Below are 18,329 nucleotides of genomic sequence, written 5' to 3' on the forward strand. Positions count from 1 at the left end.
TCCGGCATCACCCGGCGAAACCGTGGCTCCATTGAATGAGAAGCATCAGTGGGTGAGGATGGGGCCCATGGCGCGTTCCACGTCTGGGGAGTCGGTCCTGACGCGGGTGGACCGGGTCCTGTCGTGTTTCGATGGCGACAACCCGACCCGCACGGCGGCCGACATCGCACGGCACGCCCGGCTGCCCATCGCCACGGCACACCGGCTGGTCAACGAGCTCGTGTCGCTGGGCTACCTCGAACGCACGCCCGGCCGCCGTATCCGGCTCGGGGTGCGGCTGTGGGAGCTGGCCTCGCGCGGGTCGCGCGCGGCGGGGCTGCGGGAGGCCGCGATGCCGGTGATGGAAGACCTGCACGCCGTCGTCGGGCACCACACGCAGCTTTCCGTGCGCGACGGGCTGGAAGCGCTGTTCATCGAACGACTGTCCACACGGGGCGGTTCCCGCAACATCATCCGTGTCGCCGGACGCCTGCCCGCACATGCCTGCTCGTCCGGAATCGTGCTCGTCGCGCACGCGCCGGCCAACGTCCAGGAGCAGCTGCTGGCCTCCCGGCTGCAGCGCTATACCGACCGTACGCCCACCGATCCCGAGTCGCTACGCCGGATGCTTGCCGACGCCCGCACCCACGGTTTCGTCGTCGCCGACGGGCTCATCACGCCGGGCGCCACCGGAGTCGCGGTGCCGATCAGGGGACCGCGGGAGGATGTCGTCGCCGCGCTCAACGTGGTCGTGCCTTCCGAGGGCGGCAACGGGCTCGCGCAGATCTCCGCACTGCTGGCCGCCGCACGCTCGATATCCCGCGCGCTCGGCCTGCATCCGCGGCTGGACGCCGACCTCACCTCGATGTAGCCGAACTCTCTCATTCAACGGAGTCCTCCTTCCGCGCCGGCCCACGGTGCGGCGATCGTCGACGGAGAGATTCGCCGACGAGCAAAGGGGTCGCTGATGATCCGGCACGTGGTCCTGTTCCGCTGGAAGCCCGGTTACGACCCGGGTGAGTGGCTGGCGGTGGTGCGCGGGCTACCGGACCGGATCCCCGAGATCAAGTCCCTGTCGGTGGGTGAAGACGTCCTGCACGCGGAGCGTTCGTGGGATGCGGCGGTGGTCGCCGACTTCGAACGGATCGAGGACGTCGCAACCTACACCGCGCATCCGGCGCACCAGCCGGCGATCGCGTTGTCCGGTGCGGGTGCCGAGCAGATCGTCTCGGTCGACTTCGAAGTGGAGGTCCGATGAGGGTCGCGGGCAAGACGGCGATCGTCACCGGCGCCTCCGGTGACCTCGGCCGGGCGAGCGCACGGAAACTCGCGGAGGAGGGAGCCACGGTGGTGAACTTCGATCGCGCGCGGGCGGATGGCGGCTGGGACGGGCTCGCGGTCCAGGACAGGATCGTCGACGTCACCTCCGAGGACAGCGTTGCCGGTGCGGTGGCAGAGGTCGTCGCCGAGCACGGTCCGCCCGACATCCTGGTCAACGCCGCCGGGATCATCGGTCGTCCGGCGCCGTCGTACGAGGCGACCGTGGCGGAGTTCGACCTGATCTTCGGCGTCAACGTCAAGGGTGTGTGGCTGACGACGCGCGCCGTCGTCCCGCACATGATCTCCGCCGGCGGCGGCAGCATCGTCAACTTCTCCTCCATCCACGGCCTCACCGGCGGCAAGGTCGTGCCGCTGTATCACGCCACCAAGGGTGCGGTGCGGCTGCTGACCAAGGCCGACGCCGCCACCTACGGCGAGTACGGAATCCGGGTCAACTCGGTGCATCCCGGTTCCATGCGCAGCCGGATGAGCCGGGCCGCCGCGGAGAACTCGGCGATCGGGCCCGAGGCGTACTACCGCCAGCTGGTGGGTGGGAACCCCTTGCCACGACAGGGCGAGCCGGAGGAGATCGCCTACGCCGTGCTGTACCTCACGTCGGATGAATCGGGCTTCACGACCGGCGCCGAACTGGTCGTCGACGGCGGCTACACGGCCATCTGAACCACGTTTCGAAGGAGAAACCGTGACCATCAACTGTGATGTCCTCGTCATCGGTTCCGGCGCCGCCGGGATCGCCACCGCGCTCAAGGCCGCGCACGACGGCCACAGCGTGATCGTCGTCGACAAGGACCGTTACCTCGGCGGCACGACGGCGATTTCCGGCGGCTGGGCGTGGGTGCCCGGCAACCGGCAGGGAGTGGCCCAGGGAGACACTCGCGAGGAAGCCGAGACCTACATCCGGCACCTGGCGGGGAAGAGTTACGACCCCCAGGCCACCGGGGCTTTCCTCGACACCGTGCCGGAAGCGATGGACTTCTTCGAAAACGACGCCGGCATCAAGTTCCAGTACCCCGAGAAAGCGCCGGACTACCGTATGGACGCGCCGGGCGCGAAGGTGTCCGGCCGTGCGGTGACCGTGCCCGCGGTCGACGCGCGGATCCTCGGTCACAACCGGTTGCGCCTGCAACCCTACCTGCTCTCCTACACAGTCTTCGGTTATATGCCGGAGATCGGGCCGGACATCGCGATGTTCCTCAAGGCCAACCAGAACCTCAAGGCGTTCGCGTACGCGGCCAAGCGGGTCACCTCGACGTGGGCACAGACGCTGCTGCACAAGCGCGCCTACACGCGGACCAACGGGAACGCGCTGATGACCCGGATGATCGCCGCGGCCGACGAAGCCGGCGTCCGGATGTGGACCTCGACGAGTGCGCAGGAGATCCTGCGTGACGCCTCTGGGGTCGTGTGTGGGGCACGCATCTCCGGTGAACATTCCGGTGAAGTGCGGGCCCGGCTGGGCGTGGTCATCGCCGCGGGCGGATTCTCCGGCAACGCCGAGCTGCGCAAGCGATTCTTCCCCCACGACCCCGACGGCACCAACCACACCACCCCGACCATCGGACACCACGGCGACTCGCTCCGGCTGGCCGAGCCCTTCGGCGGCCATATCGACGACAAGCCGCACCAGCCGGCCGCGTGGGGACCGGTTACGGTGTTCCGCGGCTTGCGTGGCCAGAAGCGGTGGTTCCCGCACCTGCGGGCGTTCGGTCTTCCCGGGCTGATCGCAGTCGATCGCGAGGGCGTACGGTTTGCCAACGAGTCACTGTCCTATCACGACTACGGTGTCGAGATGATCGACAACGATCGGGGACGCAAGGGCACATACGGCTGGATCATCGCCGACCAGAAGGCGATGCGCCGGTACGGGATCGGCTACGCCAAGCCGTGGCCGTTCCCGCAGGTCTACTTCAAGCGCTCGGGCTTCCTGCACAAGGCTCCGACGGTGGCCGAGCTCGCCCAGAAGATCGGTGTTCCCGCCGACCGCCTCCAAGCGACACTGGACGAGTTCAACGCCGGCGCCGCACGAGGGGAGGACCCGAAGTTCAACCGAGGGTCCAACTGGTTCCACCACTTCAAGGGAGACCTGGACCACAAGCCGAATCCCAACCTCGCGCCGATCGACCAAGGTCCTTACTACGCGGTGAAAATCGAGATGGGTGACCTGGGAACCTACGCCGGACTGGCGGTGAACACGCGCAGCGAGGTGCTCGACGACGACAACCAGCCGGTGCCGGGGTTGTACGCCGTGGGCACGGCGGCCGTGAGCGTCTTCGGCGGCGGTTACCCGGGCTACGGCGCGAACATCGGGCCCGCCATGGTGTTCGGCTATCGCGTCGGGCGGGACATCGCTGCGCACGCAGAGGAGCGCCGGTCCCGTGGTCCGAAGAAGTCGGCGTCGGTCCGGTCATGACCGGTGTCGTCGTCGTGACCGGGTCGGCCTCCGGTCTCGGCGCCCACGTCTGTGCGCGAGCGGCGAACGAAGGCTGGACCGTTGCCGGCATCGACATCACCGGCGGTGACTACCGGGCCGACGTCCGCGATCCGGCGCAGCTGCGGCGAGCGTTCGCGGACATTCGTGACCGGTACGGGCGGATCGCGGGTCTGGTCAACAGCGCAGGCCTGACCCGCCCCGGCCCCTCGGCGACGCTACCGGAGGCGGATTGGCGCATGGTGGTCGATGTCGACTTGTCGGGCACGTTCTTTGCCTGCCAGGCGGCGTTCGAGCATCTGGCCGAGGGCGCCTCGATCGTCAACATCTCCTCGATCGCCGCGGCGCGCGGCCTGCCGGAGCGGGCGGCGTACAGTGCGGCGAAGGCGGGCGTGACCGGGCTGACGAACGCGCTCGCTGCGGAGTGGGGGCCGCAGGGGCACCGTGTCAACGCGGTCGGCCCGGCGTGGACGAACACGCCCCTGGTGCAGAAGATGATCGCCGGTGGTGTCGTGGACCTGAAGTCGGTGGTCGATGCGATCCCCTTGGGCCGCTTGTGCACGGAGGACGACGTGGCGAGCGCGGTGCTGTTCCTGTTGTCGGATCGGGCGGCGTTCGTCAACGGGCAGACGCTGTATGTGGACGGCGGGTATGCGGCCGCGGGTTGACGACGCCCTCGTGTTTCCTGTCCACCCGCATCATCGCTCCCCGGCAGAGCCGGGCGAGATGCCGGACACGGAGTGAGAGCAACGCGATCGGGACCTCCTCGGTGACGCCGAGGAGGTCCCGTTCGCTGTGCGCGCCCATCCTCCGATGGGCGCGACGCGGTCAGGCCGACGGCCAGCCGGTGTAGCCCTCGGCGAGGAAGGTCGATCCGGCGGTGGAGCGCACCACCGAGCGGAGCTCGCCGACCTGGCGGCGGAGGTCGAAGTCGTCCGCGTTGGGTGGCCGGTGCAGCATGGAGGTCATCCAGTACGAGAAGTGCTGGGAACGCCAAACCCGGTCGAGGGCGCGGTGTGAGTAGTCGTCGAGTACGTCGTCGTCGTTCTTGGTGAGGGCCTGGTCGAGGACCTCGGCGAGGACGCGGACGTCGGCGAGGGCGAGATTCAGGCCCTTGGCGCCGGTGGGCGGGACGGTGTGCGCGGCGTCGCCGGCGAGCAGCATGCTGCCGTAGCGCATCGGTTCGACCACGTTGCTGCGGAATCGGAGCACCGCTCTGTCGGTGATCGGTCCTTCTTTGAGCTCACATCCGTTGAGTCCCACGCGGGCTTGGAGTTCGGACCAGATCCGGTCGTCGGACCAGGCATCGACGTCCTCGTCGGGGTCACACTGGAAGTACATCCGCTGCATGGTGTCGGTGCGTTGGCTGATCAGCGCGAATCCGCGTTCGGAGTGGTTGTAGATCAGCTCCGGGGCGCTCTTGGGGGCCTGGCAGAGGATGCCGAACCAGGCGAACGGGTATTCCTTGCGGTACTGGCGGATGTCGGTGGCCGGGATTTCGTGCCGGCACATGCTGTGCGAGCCATCCGCGCCGACGAGGTAGCGGCACCGGACTTCATGCTCGGTGCCGTCGGCGTCGGTGAACCGGATTGACGGCTGTCGGCTGGTGATGTCGTGGACGGTGGTGCCGCTGACGCCGAACCGCACGTCGGCGCCCGCGGCTTCGCGCGCGTTGGCGAGGTCGATGAACACCTCCGTCTGTGGGTACAGCCACACGGAGGCACCGGCGAGTTCCTGGAAGTCGATGTGGTGCAGCTCGCCGCCGAAGGCGAAGTAGGTGCCGTGGTGCTGGTCGCCTTCCCGGAGCACGCGGTCGGACACGCCGGTGTCGGCGAGCAGTCGGACGCTGTCGGCTTCGAGGATGCCGGCACGGACGGTGTGTTCGATCTCGAGCCGGCTGCGGTGGTCGACGACGACCGAGTCGACGCCGCGGCGGGCCAGCAGGTGGGACAGCATGAGCCCGGCGGGTCCTCCGCCGACGATGCCGACCTGCGTGGTGGTGGTCCGTGGGGTGGTCATGCCTTGTTCTCCGCTTCGTCGAGGACCTGCTGGGCAATGGCGAAGCCGTGGTTGGCGACGGGGACTCCGCAGTAGACGGCGCTTTGCAGGATCACCTCGCCGATCTCGTCGGGGGTGAGCCCGTTGCGACGGGCGGCGCGCACGTGCATCGCGAACTCGTCCCAGTGATGGTTCGCGAGCAGGGCGGTCAGCACGGCGACGCTGCGCATCTTGCGGTCGAGGCCGGGCCGGGTCCAGATGCTGCCCCAGGCGTAGCGGGTGATCAGTGTCTGGAAGTCCTCGGTGAACGGTGTGGTGCGGGCGGTGGCGCGGTCGACGTGCGCGTCGCCGAGGACCTCGCGGCGCACCGTCATCCCGGCGTCGTAGGGGTCGTGGAACTGGTCAGGCACGGTCGGTCTCCGTCGGGGACGTGGGGGTTGGCTGGGCGCTGCCGCGGTGACCGGCGGGGTGCCCGCGGGCGTCTGTGGTGCGGTGGTGGCGCTCGAGTGCGTGGTCGACGAACCGGCCCGCGGCGCCGAGGTAGTCGGCGGGTGTGCCGGGCCGCCCACGTTCGGCGAGCAACTGGTCGGCCGCGCCGTCGGCGTGGGCCCGCATGGCGGTGACGTCGACGCGCAGCCCGGTGACGAGCTCGACGGCCTGCGCGGCGGCGGTGACGGTGAGTTCGAGCAGGCGGCGCAGGGCCGGCCACTCGGCGTGCCAGGCGCCGTCGGGACGCTGGTCCACGGCCTGGGCGGCCGCGGTGTGCAGCTGGGCGGCCAGCGGTGGCGCCTGGAGGGCGGCGGAGCGCAGCAGGACCGACAGCACCGGGTTCTGCTTGTGCGGCATGGTGGAAGACCCGCCGCGGCCGGGCGCGGGTCCTTCCCGGACCTCGCCGATCTCCGGCCTGCCCAGCAGCGTGACGTCGGTGGCGATCACGCCGAGCGCATCGCACACCCCGACCAGGGCGTCGCCGAGGTCGGTGAGCGGGCGGCGGCGGGTGTGCCAGGGCAGGCCGGGCCAGCACAGCCCGAGCTCGGTGGCGAAGGCGCGTGCCGCGGCGATCGGGTCGCCGGTGAGCTCGGCGACCAGCGCGAGGGTGCCGGCGGCGCCGCCGCACTGCACCGGCAGCCGGCCGGCCACGTCACCGGCCGCCTCCGCGGCGTCCAGCACGCCGGTGAGCCACTGGGCGGCGGTGAGGCCGAAGGTGACCGGGACGGCGTACTGGGTCAGGGTGCGGCCGGGCTGCACGTCGTCGCGATGGCGCGCGGCCAGGCGGGCCAGGCCGTCGGCGGTGCTGCGGAGGTCGGCCACGATCCGTGCGAGGGCGTCCCGGGCGAGCAGGACGAGCGCGGTGTCGAGCACGTCCTGGCTCGTCAGGCCACGGTGCACCAGGCGGCTGAGCGAGTCGTCTCCGACCGCTGCGCGCAGCTGCCGGACCAGCGCCACCACCGGATTGCCGGCGGCTTCGGCCTCCATGGCGAGCGCGGTGACGTCGACGTCCGCCGCGCCGATGGCCGCGGCCGCGCGCGCGGCGTCGGCGGCGTCGATGGCACCGGCCGCGGCCAGCGCACGCAGCCACGCGGTCTCCACGCGCACCATCGCGGTGAGCAGTGCCCGGTCGTCGACCAGGCCGCGCGCCCGGTGCGATCCAGGTTCGAGGAGCCCGCTCATCGGTCTGCGTGCGCCGGGAAGGTGAGGAACACCGTTTCCGACTCGCCCTGCAGGTGGATGTCGTGGCGCAGGTTCCCCGCGTCGTCCCGCGTCGCGATCAGCGTGGGGCGGCGGTCCTCGGGCAGCGAGGTGAGCAGCGGGTCGGACTCGGCGGCGGGCCCGGGCAGGTAGATCCGGGTGAAGAGCCGGTCCAGCAGGCCGCGGGCGAACACGGTCACGGCGAAGTACGGCGCGGCGCCCTCGCGGGTCGGGCCCGGCTCCAGGGTGGTGAAGGCGTAGCGACCTGCGGCGTCGGTCGCGGCGCGGCCCCAGCCGGTGAAGACGCCGCTACGCCGCAGCGAGCCCTCCACCCGGGGCACCCGGCCGGAGGGATCGGCCTGCCGGATCTCGAGCAGCGCGTCCGGCACCGGCAGGCCCGCGCCGTCGTACACGGTGCCGTGCACGCGGATCGCGCCGGGCGAACCCGGGGGCACCAGGTGCGGGCCGTCGTCGTAGGGCAGGGCGTAGTGGAAGAACGGGCCGACCGTCTGGCCGGGCGCCGCCACGAACTCACTCATCGTCGGCCTCCTGTTCCAGCGGGGTGGCGTGCGCGCCGGTCAGCACGATGTCCCAGCGATACCCGGTGGCCCACTCGTGCGTGGTGAGATCGTGGTCGTAGGAGGCGACCAGCCGGTCCCGGGCGGCCTGATCCGTGATGGACTGGTAGATCGGATCCAACGCGAACAGCGGATCACCCGGGAAGTACATCTGCGTCACGAGGCGCTGGGTGAACTCCTGGCCGAACAACGAGAAATGGATGTGCGCCGGACGCCAGGCGTTGTGATGATTGCGCCACGGGTAGGGGCCGGGCTTGATCGTGGTGAACCGGTACCAGCCGTCGTCGTCGGTCAGGCACCGTCCCGCGCCGTAGAAGTGTGGATCCAACGGCGCCGGGTGCTGGTCACGTTTGTGCACATACCGTCCGGCCGCGTTGGCCTGCCACACCTCCACCAGCTGCCGGCGCACCGGACGGCCGTCACCGTCCAGCACCCGCCCGGTCACCACCAAGCGTTCACCGATCGGCTCGCCCTGCGGGTGCAGGGTCAGATCGGCCTCGGTGGGATCCACATCGGACTGGCCGAAAACCGGCGCCAGCAGCTCCACCTCCTCCGGGTCCACCATCCGCAACTGCTTCGTCGGATGGCGCAGCAGCGAGCTGCGATACGGTGGGAAATCCAGCCGCGGCCGGGTCTGGCCGGCGCCCGCCTCTTTATGGATCCTCGCGATCTCCTCCGAGATCTGCTCCTGCGGTTCGAGTGGTGTCGTGGTCACCGTCACAGCATGTGGCCAGGTCGCCCAGGAGGCCACATGCTGTTCTCACTGAGTGAAAGGGGCGGTGATGGCCGGCAATACCTCCACCCCGGGAGCCACGGTGGTGTCACGGACGTTGTCCGTTCTGTACGCGTTCGACAACGCCCATCGCCGGCTGAGTGCGACCGAGGTGGCGCGGCGGGCAGGTCTGCCGGTGCCCACCACGCACCGGCTGCTGCGTGAACTGGTGGCCGGGGACGCGCTCGTGCGCGGCGAGGACGGTCGATACGCCGTGGGCCGGCGGCTCTGGGACGTCGGTTTGCTGGCGCCCGACCGGACCGACCTGCGGCACGTCGCCTCACCGTTTCTGAGCGACATCCATGCGGCGACCCGGGCGACGGTGCATCTGGCCGTGCGGGACGGCTTGGAGGTGCTGTACCTGGACCGGTTGTCCGGACGCGCGTCCGTACCCGTGGTGAGCCGCACCGGTTCGCGCCTGCCCCTGCACGCGACAGGCGTCGGCAAGGTGCTGCTCGCCTACGCCCCGGACGACGTGCGCGAGCGGGTGCTCGCCGGACCGTTACCACGGCTCACGGCCCACACGATCACCCAGCCAGGCTGGCTCCGGGAGCAGCTCGACACCGTACGTCGCGCCGGCTATGCCACCACGACCGACGAGATGACCCTCGGCGCCTGCTCGATCGCCGTCCCCATCACGCGCCCGGCATCCGCCGCAACCGAGCCCGAGGTCGTGGCGGCGCTCGGGATCGTCGTGCCCACACTGAAGCGTGCCCGGACACGGTTGCTGACCGCGCTGCAGATCGCGGCGCAGGGCATCGCGCGGAACCTGCACTGACCGCGGCGCCGGGTCTCATCGAGCGCCGCGACGGTGAGGGACACCGACCCCTATAGGCGACACAGTTGTTGACGCCCGACATGGAAGTAGTTCATTCTGTTGCGGGCGTTCGACGGCGAGCTGCCATCCGGCTCGGCGCGGTGCCAGGAGAGAGAGGGCCTCCCGTGAAGCTGTCTTTCCGACCTCCACGCGTCAGCGCATGCGCCGCGGTCCTCGTGGTCGCCGTCGCGAGAGCACAGTTCCCTCCGTAGCCGCGAGCACCGATCACGCACCACACATGAAAGGTCGGCGCTCGATCACGAGCAACCTGCCGACAGGCCACAGTGGATTCCGGTTCGATCCCGTGGCTCCGTCGCACCCCCACCGAAACCGGTCACCCGGCCCTACTTCCTTGTCGAGGCACGCGGGCTTTGCGCAGTACCGGCTCGCCCAAGACTCCTGAGCGGGGAGAATCTCATGCGCACAACACGTCTTCGTCATGTCACCGCTGCGCTCGCCGCCGTCGTCGTCGCGGCGGGCGCGTCCTCGGTCGCCGCCGCCGAGCCTCCTGCGCCCCCATGCCTTGCCGGCACAGTGGTGCGGCACGAGTGTGCCGAGGGCACTCTCGACGACGGCACACGCTACCGGTTCGCACGGCCCAGCCAGTGGAACGGGATCGTGCTGGTGGACCTCGACTTCGCGAGCCGGGCGCCCGACGACGCCCTCGCGCGGCGGCTCGTCGAACTCGGCTACGCGGTCGGCGGCACCACCCGTACGGTCACCGGCTGGGACATCGCGGCCGCCATCGACAACCAGGCCGCCGCATTGGAGCGGTTCGAGGCGGCGTTCGGCAAGGCCCGCTGGGCCATCGCCTCGGGCAGCTCCATGGGCGGCATGGTGTCGGCGGGCGCGGCGCAGGTGTACCCGGATCGCTTCTCCGCCGCGGTGCCGTTTTGCGGCGGTCTCGGCGGCGCGGTGGGGCAGTGGAACCAGAAGCTCGACACCGTGTTCACGCTCAAGACACTGCTGTTCGGCGACACCTCGCTGCCGATTACCGGCATCCCCGCCGACGTGGCCGGTGCGCAGCAGGCGTGGTTGGCGGCCGTCGGCGAGGCCCAGCGGACACCGGAGGGCAAGGCCCGGATCGCGCTTGCGGCCGCCATCGGCCAGCTCCCGGCATGGGGGCTCACCGCAGCCGGTGAGCCGACACCTCGACCGGATCCGCGCGATGCCGACGCCCTGCAGGAGGGTATGTACCTGGCGCTGGCCGGCGGAGCCCTGCCCTACCTGGGGCAGGCGATGAGCAGTCGACGCTCCATCGAGCAGCTGGTGGGCGGCAACCCCTCCTGGAACACCGGGGTCGACTACGCCCGCCAGCTGGCGCTCGCCGAGCCGTCGCACCGACGCGTGGTTCGCGAGCTGTACGCCCGCGCGGGTCTGGACCTCGCGGCCGACCTGCGCGCGCTCGCGGCCGCTCCCAGGATCGCGGCGGACCGGCAGGCGGTGTCCCGCCTGGAACGGGGCATCGTCTACGACGGCGATCTCCGCATCCCGGTACTGACCGTCAACCCGATCGGCGACCAGATCTCCACGGTCGCGCAGCAACAGTCCTACGGCGCCGTGGTGCACCGGCGGGGCAACGCCGTGCTGCTGCGGCAGACCTACGTCGGCACGGCGGGCCACTGCACGTTCACCACGGCCGAGCAGGAAGCGGCGATCACAGCCATGACCCACCGGCTGCGCACGGGCCACTGGGGCCCGACGGATGCCGCCTCGATGAACCGACTCGCGGCCTCGGGTACCGAACCAGGCCGCTACCTCGGTTACCGGCCGCCGACCTTCAACCGGCCCTATTATGGTGAGGAGAACAGGTGAAAGCCTTCTGGCGCGCCACATTCGCGATGGCGCTGCTACTCGTGACGGCGGTCCCGGCCACGGCGGCCGAGGCGGAGCCGAGGATTTCGCGCCCCGGTGAGTACTCGGGCTACGCCCCGGTGCTCTACGACGAGTGGGTCCGCACATCCCAGTATGTGCCGATGCGCGACGGCACCCGGCTGGCGGTCGACCTTTACCGGCCTGCCGTCGACGGCCGTGCGGTGGACACGCCGCACCCCGTCGTGTGGGAACACCAGCTGAGTCGCGCATCGCGTGCCGAGGACGGCACGGTGAACCTGGCCGGCGTCACGAGTGGCATGGCGGAACTGACCCGGTACGGCTACGTCGTCGCCTACGTCGACCGGCGGGGCAACGGCGCGTCGTTCGGGACGATGACCGGCTACCACTCCCGCACCGAGGCGGCCGACGCCTACGACATCATGGACTGGCTGGCGACACAGCCCTGGAGCGACGGGCAGATCGGCGTCTTCGGGTGCTCCAACACCGGCGAGGCCGCCATGCACGCCGCCACGGCCGGATCGCCACACCTGAAGGCCGTCTTCGCGGGCAACTACTCCTTCCACAAGTACGACGGCTTCCAACGGGGCGGCATCCGCGCCAACTGGGGAGTGGGTCCGAACCGGACGATCGAGGAGGACCTGCGCAACCTGCCCGTCGACGCCGACCCCAATGGTGAGCTGCTGTATCAGGCGGCCTTGGAGCACCAGGCGAACACGCAGCTGCGGGACATGTGGAGGGCAGCGCCGTTCCGCGACAGTCACGTCGACTCCGTGGGAGCGCGGCCGTGGATCGACTACAGCGTCGCCACCTACGCCGAGCGCATCGAACGTTCCGGTGTGCCGATCTACAGCTATGACGGCTGGGACGACGACTTCCGCAAGGAGATCCTGGTGAGCGCCGCGACGCTCAGCAATCCGCACAAGGTACTGATCGGCCCCTGGCCGCATTGCGGGCACGAGGGCTTCGACCTCGTGGCGGAGCAGCACCGGTTCTTCGACTACTGGCTCAAGGGCATCGACAACGGGATCATGGCCGAGCCGCCCATTCACTACTACACGACCTCCGGCGAGACGGGACGGTGGAACTCCGCGAAGTCCTGGCCGCCGGAGGCGAGCGCGACGCGGTACTACCTCGCGGAGGGCCCCACGGGCACCGTCGGCTCCGTCAACGATGGCGCGCTCACGACCAGCACCCCGCGCGGACACGGGGGCGCCGACGTCTACCACGTCGACTATTCGGTGAGCTGTCCGGAGCCGGTCGGCCTGAACCAGACCTGCCCGCAGGACGAGAGGGGGCTCACCTACACCAGCGCTCCGTTGCCCGAGGCGACCGAGCTGACCGGTCATCCCGTCGTCTCGCTGCGGCTGTCCTCGACAGCGGCCGACGGCAACGTCTTCGCCTACCTCGAGTCCGTGGCTCCGGACGGCAGCGTGCGCATCCTCACCGACGGCAGGCTGTGGCTGTCCATCCGGGACACGGCGAAGGCGCCGTTCGACGTGCTGGGCACCCCGTGGCATCGCGGGCTCGAACGGGACGCCGAGCCGATGCGGCCACACAAGGCGGAACGGGTGTCGTTCGACATGCTGCCGGTGTCCACTGTGGTTCCGGCCGGACACCGCCTGCGGGTGACGATCACGGGCGCCGACGTGCGGGAGAGCAACCGGCAGGAGCAGAGCCCGGCTCCGGTCTACACCGTGCACCGCGAGCCTGGGCATGCCTCGTCGATCGACCTGCCGATCGTGCGCTGAGCACCGCGGGTACGAGCTGGGCCGCCGGTACTCAGCTCGTACCCAGCGGGGTCTCCCGGACCAGGAGCACCGCGACCAGCGCCGCCAGGGCGAGTGGGACCGCGATGAGGAACACCGCGGCGAGACCGTTGCTGTAGGAAACGCGTACCGCCTCGGCGAGCGCGGGCGGCAGCTCGGCGATCCGCTCGGGCGTGCCGAGGAGCAGCTGCACGTCCTGGCCGGCGCGCCCGGAGCCCGCGAGGGCGGAGGGCAGGTCGGTGTGCAGCCGCGTGCTGATCACGGCACCGAACGCGGCGACTCCGACCGCGCCGCCGAGGGTGCGGGTGAACGTCGCCGCCGAACTGGCCACCCCCAGGTCCCCAGGGCCCGCCGAGTTCTGCGCGATCAGCACGAGCACCTGCTGGGTCATGGCCGTGCCCGCCCCGAGCACGGCCATGCCCGCGGCGAGCCACCACGGGGCCGTGTCCGCCGCGAGCGGGGACAGCATGACCATCCCCGCGGTGAGCAGGGCGCAACCCGCGACCGGAAACAATTTCCATCTGCCGGTCCGGCTGATGAGGTAGCCGGACAGCGTCGAGGCGACGATCATCGTGCCGATCTGCGGCAGCATCAGCAGGCCCGCCGTCGTGGCGTCGTGCCCGCGCACCACCTGAAGGTACTGGGGAAGGTAGATGATGCCGCCGAACATCACCGCCCCCAGGAGGAACCCGGTGGCACAGGCCACGGAGAAGGTGCGGGCGCGGAACAGCCGCGGCGGCAGGATCGGATCGGCCGCACGACGCTCGTGCAGCACCGCGAGCGTGGTCAGGGCGGCCACACCGAGTCCGAACGCGACGGTCGGCCAGGACGGCCACGGCCAGGCACGCCCGCCCGCGGACAGCAGCACAACGAGGCCCGTGGCCGCCGCGGCGAAGAGGGTGCCACCGAGGACGTCCACGGTGCCGCGAGGCTCGGCGGGCTTGCTGTGCGGGGCGAGCCGTACCAATCCCGCGGCGAGCACGGCGACCGGTACCACGCCGAGGAAGCACCAGCGCCAGCCGAGCCCGGGCAGGCCGACCAGGAGCCCGCCGATCAGTGGTCCCGCCACCGACGCGACCCCGAACGACACCCCGAACCAACCGGTGTAGCGGCCCCGTTGGCGTGCGGGTACCAGGCCGGCGATCAGTGTGTTGGTGAGCGCCAGCATGCCACCCGCCGCGGCGCCTTGGACCGCGCGGCCCGCGATGAGCGTGCCCATGTCCGGGGCGCAGCCCGCGAGCACCGACCCGGCCACGAACACGCCGAGGGCGGCCAGGAGCAGCGGCCTCGGTCCTCTGCGGTCGGCGGCCTTGCCCCACAACGGGGTGGACACCGTCATGGTGAGCAGTGCCGCGCTCGCGACCCACGGCACCTGGTCCTGGCCACCCAGCTCACCTGCGATGGTCGGCAACGCGATACCGACGATCGTGTTGGTGAGGGAGCCGACGAACAGCGCCACGAGCGCCCCGGACAGCACCGCGGGCATCGAGGGCGGCTCAGTCACGCGCGAGCACCCGGGCCTCGAGCCACTCGCCGACGGTACGGGCGAGCGCGTCGGCGTCGGCGCGCCTGGCATCCACGTTGTCCGCACGCAGTTCCAGCACCGGGATCCCGGCGGCCTCGAGTGCGCGCGTGGTGAAGTAGCCGCCGCGCGCGTCGTCGGACACGAGGTGCACGACGCCGTCGACGCCGTGGTGGCGAGCCTCCTTGACGTACCACTCCGCCGACCACGGCGGTGTGTAGAGCTGGTCGGAGAACGCCGCGAACCGGGCGGCAAGTGCGCGCAACGGGTCATCGCCGTAGCGCAGGTAGCCGTCGGCGGCGATCGCGAGGTACATCGACCAGACGAACACCGCGCCGTGGGACTCCTGGAACCTGCGGTAGAAATCCAGGTCGAACCACAGCCCTCGCCCGATCCACATCACCCGCGCCCGCTCGCCGGGACACACGGCCGCGCCCGCGCGGACGCGCTCGGCCACCTCGTCGTGGAAGGCTCGGGCCGCGTCCCGTGCCCACGTCGTCCCGCGATGCCACTGGGGGATCATCACGCTGGGAATGCTGTCGGTGACAGCGAGCGGGCACGGCCGCGCTCGGGCGATGAGGTCGCGGGTGCGCCGGTTCCACTCCTGCTGCTCGTTGACCAGCGCCATGACCTCGCGGAAGCGGGTTTCCGAGAACACCAGCCCGGTGGTCTGCTCCAAGAACCGGATGAGCCCTTCCAGCTCACCGACCATCAGGTCGAGCCGGTCGCTACCCACCGCCTCCTCCCACCGCCTCGGCATGAGCTCCCACCAGCGGACGGGGACGTCGTTCTCGGCGGCACTCTCCAGCGGGTAGAACGTGATCCCCGGTTGCTCGCCCCAGACGTCGAAGATCTTGCGGGAGGCGTCGCCGGTGGTCTCGGCGAGCACGATCGACGGCCGGGGCAGCCCGCCCCACGGCGCCGACGCGGGGTCCGGGTCGAACAGCGAGCCGAGGGGGACGGCGCTGTACTGCTCGATGTAGTCGGGAAGTCCACGTTCGCGCAGGTGGCCGAGGTAGTCCTGGGTTCGCCGCTTCGCCGTGATGATCGAGGCCCACCATTGGTTCACGACGTAGGGGATCCCCATCGTCCGGAAGATCTCCTGGGGCGCGTCGGCGTTGACGAGCGCGAGCGGCCCGCCCTCGGCGGCGTTCGCCCGGAGGTCGGCGAACCACTCACGCTGGTAGGCGGTGGCCGCCGTGGCCGAGGCCAGCCGCGCGCTCATCGGGCCACCCCGACCGGACGGCGCAGGCCGGCGACGGCGGCGAGCGCGTCCTCGGTCAACCCGCCGTAGGGTTGGCGCTCCAGCAGCACCGACGGGAGCCCGCACAGTTCGCGCTGGGCGGGGAAGTCCCAGGGTGGTGCGTCGTCGTGCACGCGCGCGTAGGAGACCAGCGCCTCGGCCGTGCAGGCCCGGGCGGCCTCGGCGGTGTAGCGGGCCCGTTGCCGGATCGACGCGCGAGGCGCGGCGGGTCCATTGTGCTGGTAGCGCTCGGCGAGCGCCAGCATCGTCGGTGCCGTGACGTCCCGGTCGAAGAGCCGGTCGCCCCAGTCGTGGTCCTCGCCGACGATCACCAGCCCGGCCTCCTCCAACGCCGAGTACACGCCGGGCTCGTCGTGGCCGCTGCCGGTGAGGAACACCCGCAGACCGTCCTTTCCGGACAGCGCGGACGTGTCGGCGAGTAGTTCCTCCACCAGTGCGCAGGCCTCCCGCACGGGCCTGCGTGTGGTCGCGGCGACCACCGACAGCGCCTGGGTTCCGGTGAGCAGCGCGGGGGAACTCCTGCGCAGCTCGCCGAGCCGGCGAAGCAACCCGCGCAGCCGGTTGTGCGCCTCGATCGCCTCGGCGAGGTCGTCGTCGGTGATCTGGCGCCCCGCCCAGGTCTCCAGCGTCGCCCGCAGCTCGGCGAACTTCGCGTCCACGTACCGGGTCGTGGTGCGGTGCGGTAGATGCAGCACGTCCACGAGCTGGACGGGCGGCAGCGGCGTCGCCGGGTCGATCCGCTTGAGTTCCCTGATCGCGTAGAACAGCCGCGACGACGCTTCGCAGTCGCGGCTCACCACCAGGCCGTCGAGGTGCCCGTACTCTCCGTCGAGCAGCCGGGTGAGCACCGAGCGCGCGACCGGGTCGAGTCCCGTGCCGAGGTAGCGGTCGCCCGCCGTGCTCGGTGAGCCGGGAGCGCCGGTGAGCCTGACCGGGTGCGCCCCGGCGGCGGTGAGCAGTTCGACCGGCACGTCGGCGCCGACGTAGCCGATCACGGGCCGGCTCCCATCGCTGACCACCGGGTCGGCGATCGGGCCGGCGAGCCGCGAGAGGACAGCGGACATCGTGCTCCTTTCGAAGGGTCGCGGCAGCGTCAGATCACGGCGTCGGCGGCCAGCTCGGCCAGCTCGTCCTCGCTGTAGCCGAGCCGGTCGCGGTACACGGCGTCGTTGTGCTCGCCCAAGCTCGGAGCGGGCCGGTCGAAGCCGGCCCTCGCCGACGAGAAGCGGATGGGAACGCCGGTGGCGGCGAGGTCGACGACGTCGCCGTAGCGAGGATGCGTCACCGGCACCACTTCCTCGCGCTCCCGCACCAGCGGGTCCCGTACGGCGTCCCGTGGCTCGCGCACCTCCGCAGCCGGCACACCCTGCTCGGTGAGGGCGGCCAGTACTTCGGCGACGGGCCGTTCCCGGCACCACTGCCGGATGAGCTCGTGCAGCTCGTCGGCGTGGCGGACCCGCTGGTCCCGGCTGTGGAAGCGGGGGTCGTCGATCAGGTCGGGCCTGCCCATCGCGCGCAGCACGCCGTGGGCGAACGCGTCGGTCGGCGCGCACAGCGCCAGATGCCCGTCGGCGGCAGGCAGGATCCCGAACGGTGCGAGCCTGGGCACCATCGAACCGGTGCGTTGTGGCAGGCCGACCGCCTCGAAGGCGTCGAACGGCTCACACGCCACGAGGGAGGTCAGCGCTCCCAGCATGGAGACATCCACGTGTTGGCCTTCGCCGGTGTGCTCGGCCTGCAGCAGTGCGGAGACGGTGCCGATCACCGCGAACAACGGGGCGAGCATGTCGCCGACCGGCAGTCCGAACCGGACCGGCCCCTCGTCGGGCTCGCCGGCGGTCATCATCACGCCGGAGAGCGCCTGGATGATCGAGTCCATCGCCTTGCCCGAGCCGGGGCCGCCCTGCGCGCCGAAACCGCTGATCGAGGTGTAGACGATCTTGGGGTTGAGAGCGCGCACGGAGGCGTAGTCGATGCCGAGCCGCTCGGTGACCCCCGGGCTGTAGTTCTCCACCACCACGTCGGCATCACGCACCAGATCGGCGAAGACGCCCCGCGCGCGTGGGTTCTTGAGGTTGAGTGTGACGCTGAGCTTGTTGCGTCCACGCACGAGCATCGACACGGACATGTCGTCGGCGTCCTGACGCGCGAGCGAGAGACCGTGGCGGCCGACGTACGGGGCGTTGTTGCGGGAGGAGTCACCACCGGTGGCCGGGTTCTCGACCTTGATCACGGTGGCTCCGAGCCCGGCGAGGAGCAATGTCGCGTAGGGCCCGGCGAGGGCGGTGGTCAGATCGATGACGGTGCGCCCGGCAAGTGGCTGGTCGGTCATGATGTCC

17 protein-coding genes are annotated in these 18,329 nt (G+C 70.8%); 8 read left to right on the forward strand and 9 right to left on the reverse strand.

The features are described from left to right. The first annotated feature begins 67 nt into the window (after window positions 1-67). From ACFSZT_RS14260 to ACFSZT_RS14280, 5 genes are all read left to right on the forward strand, one after another. Window positions 68-850, forward strand: coding sequence for an IclR family transcriptional regulator (locus ACFSZT_RS14260; protein ID WP_377392138.1), 783 nt, complete (start codon window positions 68-70; stop codon window positions 848-850). 96 nt (window positions 851-946) lie between these two features. Further along, the gene (locus tag ACFSZT_RS14265; RefSeq protein ID WP_377392135.1) at window positions 947-1,237 is read left to right on the forward strand and encodes a Dabb family protein; all 291 of its coding nucleotides are present in this window, start codon (window positions 947-949) and stop codon (window positions 1,235-1,237) included. Continuing rightward, on the forward strand, window positions 1,234-1,980 hold the full coding sequence (locus ACFSZT_RS14270) for an SDR family NAD(P)-dependent oxidoreductase (protein WP_377392132.1): 747 nt from the start codon (window positions 1,234-1,236) through the stop codon (window positions 1,978-1,980). Before ACFSZT_RS14265 ends, ACFSZT_RS14270 begins: the two co-directional genes overlap by 4 nt. 22 nt (window positions 1,981-2,002) lie before the next feature. Next, a complete protein-coding gene (locus tag ACFSZT_RS14275; RefSeq protein ID WP_377392129.1) occupies window positions 2,003-3,730 on the forward strand; it encodes an FAD-dependent oxidoreductase in 1,728 nt (575 codons plus the stop codon). Beyond that, entirely contained in the window at window positions 3,727-4,416 is a 690-nt protein-coding gene (locus ACFSZT_RS14280; RefSeq protein ID WP_377392126.1) for an SDR family NAD(P)-dependent oxidoreductase, read from the forward strand. The genes ACFSZT_RS14275 and ACFSZT_RS14280 overlap by 4 nt, the downstream gene beginning before the upstream one ends. Window positions 4,417-4,576: 160 nt before the next feature. On the opposite strand, the gene ACFSZT_RS14285 is transcribed toward ACFSZT_RS14280, so the two are convergent. From ACFSZT_RS14285 to pcaH, 5 genes are read right to left on the reverse strand one after another with little or no spacing between them, the layout of a single operon-like run. Further along, entirely contained in the window at window positions 4,577-5,767 is a 1,191-nt protein-coding gene (locus ACFSZT_RS14285; protein ID WP_377392123.1) for a 4-hydroxybenzoate 3-monooxygenase, read from the reverse strand. Beyond that, on the reverse strand, window positions 5,764-6,156 hold the full coding sequence (pcaC, locus tag ACFSZT_RS14290) for a 4-carboxymuconolactone decarboxylase (RefSeq protein ID WP_377392119.1): 393 nt from the start codon (window positions 6,154-6,156) through the stop codon (window positions 5,764-5,766). Before pcaC ends, ACFSZT_RS14285 begins: the two co-directional genes overlap by 4 nt. Further along, window positions 6,149-7,417, reverse strand: coding sequence for a lyase family protein (locus tag ACFSZT_RS14295; RefSeq protein ID WP_377392116.1), 1,269 nt, complete (start codon window positions 7,415-7,417; stop codon window positions 6,149-6,151). Before ACFSZT_RS14295 ends, pcaC begins: the two co-directional genes overlap by 8 nt. Then, the gene (gene pcaG / locus ACFSZT_RS14300) at window positions 7,414-7,974 is read right to left on the reverse strand and encodes a protocatechuate 3,4-dioxygenase subunit alpha (protein ID WP_377392113.1); all 561 of its coding nucleotides are present in this window, start codon (window positions 7,972-7,974) and stop codon (window positions 7,414-7,416) included. The genes ACFSZT_RS14295 and pcaG overlap by 4 nt, the downstream gene beginning before the upstream one ends. After that, window positions 7,967-8,728, reverse strand: a complete 762-nt coding sequence (gene pcaH, locus ACFSZT_RS14305; protein ID WP_377392110.1) for a protocatechuate 3,4-dioxygenase subunit beta — start codon at window positions 8,726-8,728, stop codon at window positions 7,967-7,969. The genes pcaG and pcaH overlap by 8 nt, the downstream gene beginning before the upstream one ends. Window positions 8,729-8,795: 67 nt before the next feature. On the opposite strand from pcaH, the gene ACFSZT_RS14310 reads away from it, so the two are divergent. The 3 genes from ACFSZT_RS14310 to ACFSZT_RS14320 all read left to right on the forward strand — a co-directional run bounded on the left by ACFSZT_RS14310 (window position 8,796) and on the right by ACFSZT_RS14320 (window position 13,186). Beyond that, window positions 8,796-9,563, forward strand: coding sequence for an IclR family transcriptional regulator (locus ACFSZT_RS14310; protein ID WP_377392107.1), 768 nt, complete (start codon window positions 8,796-8,798; stop codon window positions 9,561-9,563). Window positions 9,564-10,019: 456 nt separating this feature from the next. Beyond that, complete coding sequence (locus ACFSZT_RS14315) at window positions 10,020-11,417, forward strand: hypothetical protein (protein ID WP_377392104.1); 1,398 nt, start codon at window positions 10,020-10,022, stop codon at window positions 11,415-11,417. Next, entirely contained in the window at window positions 11,414-13,186 is a 1,773-nt protein-coding gene (locus ACFSZT_RS14320) for a CocE/NonD family hydrolase (protein WP_377392102.1), read from the forward strand. Before ACFSZT_RS14315 ends, ACFSZT_RS14320 begins: the two co-directional genes overlap by 4 nt. 31 nt (window positions 13,187-13,217) lie before the next feature. Here the strand turns inward: ACFSZT_RS14320 and ACFSZT_RS14325 are convergent, their stop codons facing one another. The 4 genes from ACFSZT_RS14325 to ACFSZT_RS14340 are packed head-to-tail and all read right to left on the reverse strand — an operon-like array spanning window position 13,218 to window position 18,322. Then, entirely contained in the window at window positions 13,218-14,708 is a 1,491-nt protein-coding gene (locus ACFSZT_RS14325) for an MFS transporter (RefSeq protein ID WP_377392099.1), read from the reverse strand. After that, on the reverse strand, window positions 14,701-15,951 hold the full coding sequence (locus ACFSZT_RS14330) for a 2-hydroxyacyl-CoA dehydratase (RefSeq protein ID WP_377392096.1): 1,251 nt from the start codon (window positions 15,949-15,951) through the stop codon (window positions 14,701-14,703). Before ACFSZT_RS14330 ends, ACFSZT_RS14325 begins: the two co-directional genes overlap by 8 nt. Then, window positions 15,948-17,054, reverse strand: coding sequence for a 2-hydroxyacyl-CoA dehydratase (locus ACFSZT_RS14335; RefSeq protein WP_377392093.1), 1,107 nt, complete (start codon window positions 17,052-17,054; stop codon window positions 15,948-15,950). Before ACFSZT_RS14335 ends, ACFSZT_RS14330 begins: the two co-directional genes overlap by 4 nt. 29 nt (window positions 17,055-17,083) lie before the next feature. After that, on the reverse strand, window positions 17,084-18,322 hold the full coding sequence (locus ACFSZT_RS14340; RefSeq protein ID WP_377392090.1) for a CaiB/BaiF CoA transferase family protein: 1,239 nt from the start codon (window positions 18,320-18,322) through the stop codon (window positions 17,084-17,086). Between the last annotated feature and the right edge of the window lie 7 nt (window positions 18,323-18,329).

Origin of the sequence: Prauserella oleivorans (assembly GCF_042685745.1) — a bacterium.
In the GTDB taxonomy this organism is placed as follows: Bacteria; Actinomycetota; Actinomycetes; order Mycobacteriales; family Pseudonocardiaceae; genus Prauserella_A; species Prauserella_A oleivorans.

What these genes read in the sequence shown, in the direction of transcription:
- ACFSZT_RS14260 (WP_377392138.1), top strand. Translation starts at nt 68, where the DNA reads ATGGCGCGTTCCACGTCTGGGGAGTCGGTCCTGACGCGGGTGGACCGG.
- ACFSZT_RS14265 (WP_377392135.1), top strand. Translation starts at nt 947, where the DNA reads ATGATCCGGCACGTGGTCCTGTTCCGCTGGAAGCCCGGTTACGACCCG.
- ACFSZT_RS14270 (WP_377392132.1), top strand. Translation starts at nt 1,234, where the DNA reads ATGAGGGTCGCGGGCAAGACGGCGATCGTCACCGGCGCCTCCGGTGAC.
- ACFSZT_RS14280 (WP_377392126.1), top strand. Translation starts at nt 3,727, where the DNA reads ATGACCGGTGTCGTCGTCGTGACCGGGTCGGCCTCCGGTCTCGGCGCC.
- ACFSZT_RS14285 (WP_377392123.1), bottom strand. Translation starts at nt 5,767, where the DNA reads ATGACCACCCCACGGACCACCACCACGCAGGTCGGCATCGTCGGCGGA.
- ACFSZT_RS14295 (WP_377392116.1), bottom strand. Translation starts at nt 7,417, where the DNA reads ATGAGCGGGCTCCTCGAACCTGGATCGCACCGGGCGCGCGGCCTGGTC.
- pcaG (WP_377392113.1), bottom strand. Translation starts at nt 7,974, where the DNA reads ATGAGTGAGTTCGTGGCGGCGCCCGGCCAGACGGTCGGCCCGTTCTTC.
- ACFSZT_RS14310 (WP_377392107.1), top strand. Translation starts at nt 8,796, where the DNA reads ATGGCCGGCAATACCTCCACCCCGGGAGCCACGGTGGTGTCACGGACG.
- ACFSZT_RS14315 (WP_377392104.1), top strand. Translation starts at nt 10,020, where the DNA reads ATGCGCACAACACGTCTTCGTCATGTCACCGCTGCGCTCGCCGCCGTC.
- ACFSZT_RS14330 (WP_377392096.1), bottom strand. Translation starts at nt 15,951, where the DNA reads ATGAGCGCGCGGCTGGCCTCGGCCACGGCGGCCACCGCCTACCAGCGT.
- ACFSZT_RS14335 (WP_377392093.1), bottom strand. Translation starts at nt 17,054, where the DNA reads ATGTCCGCTGTCCTCTCGCGGCTCGCCGGCCCGATCGCCGACCCGGTG.
- ACFSZT_RS14340 (WP_377392090.1), bottom strand. Translation starts at nt 18,322, where the DNA reads ATGACCGACCAGCCACTTGCCGGGCGCACCGTCATCGATCTGACCACC.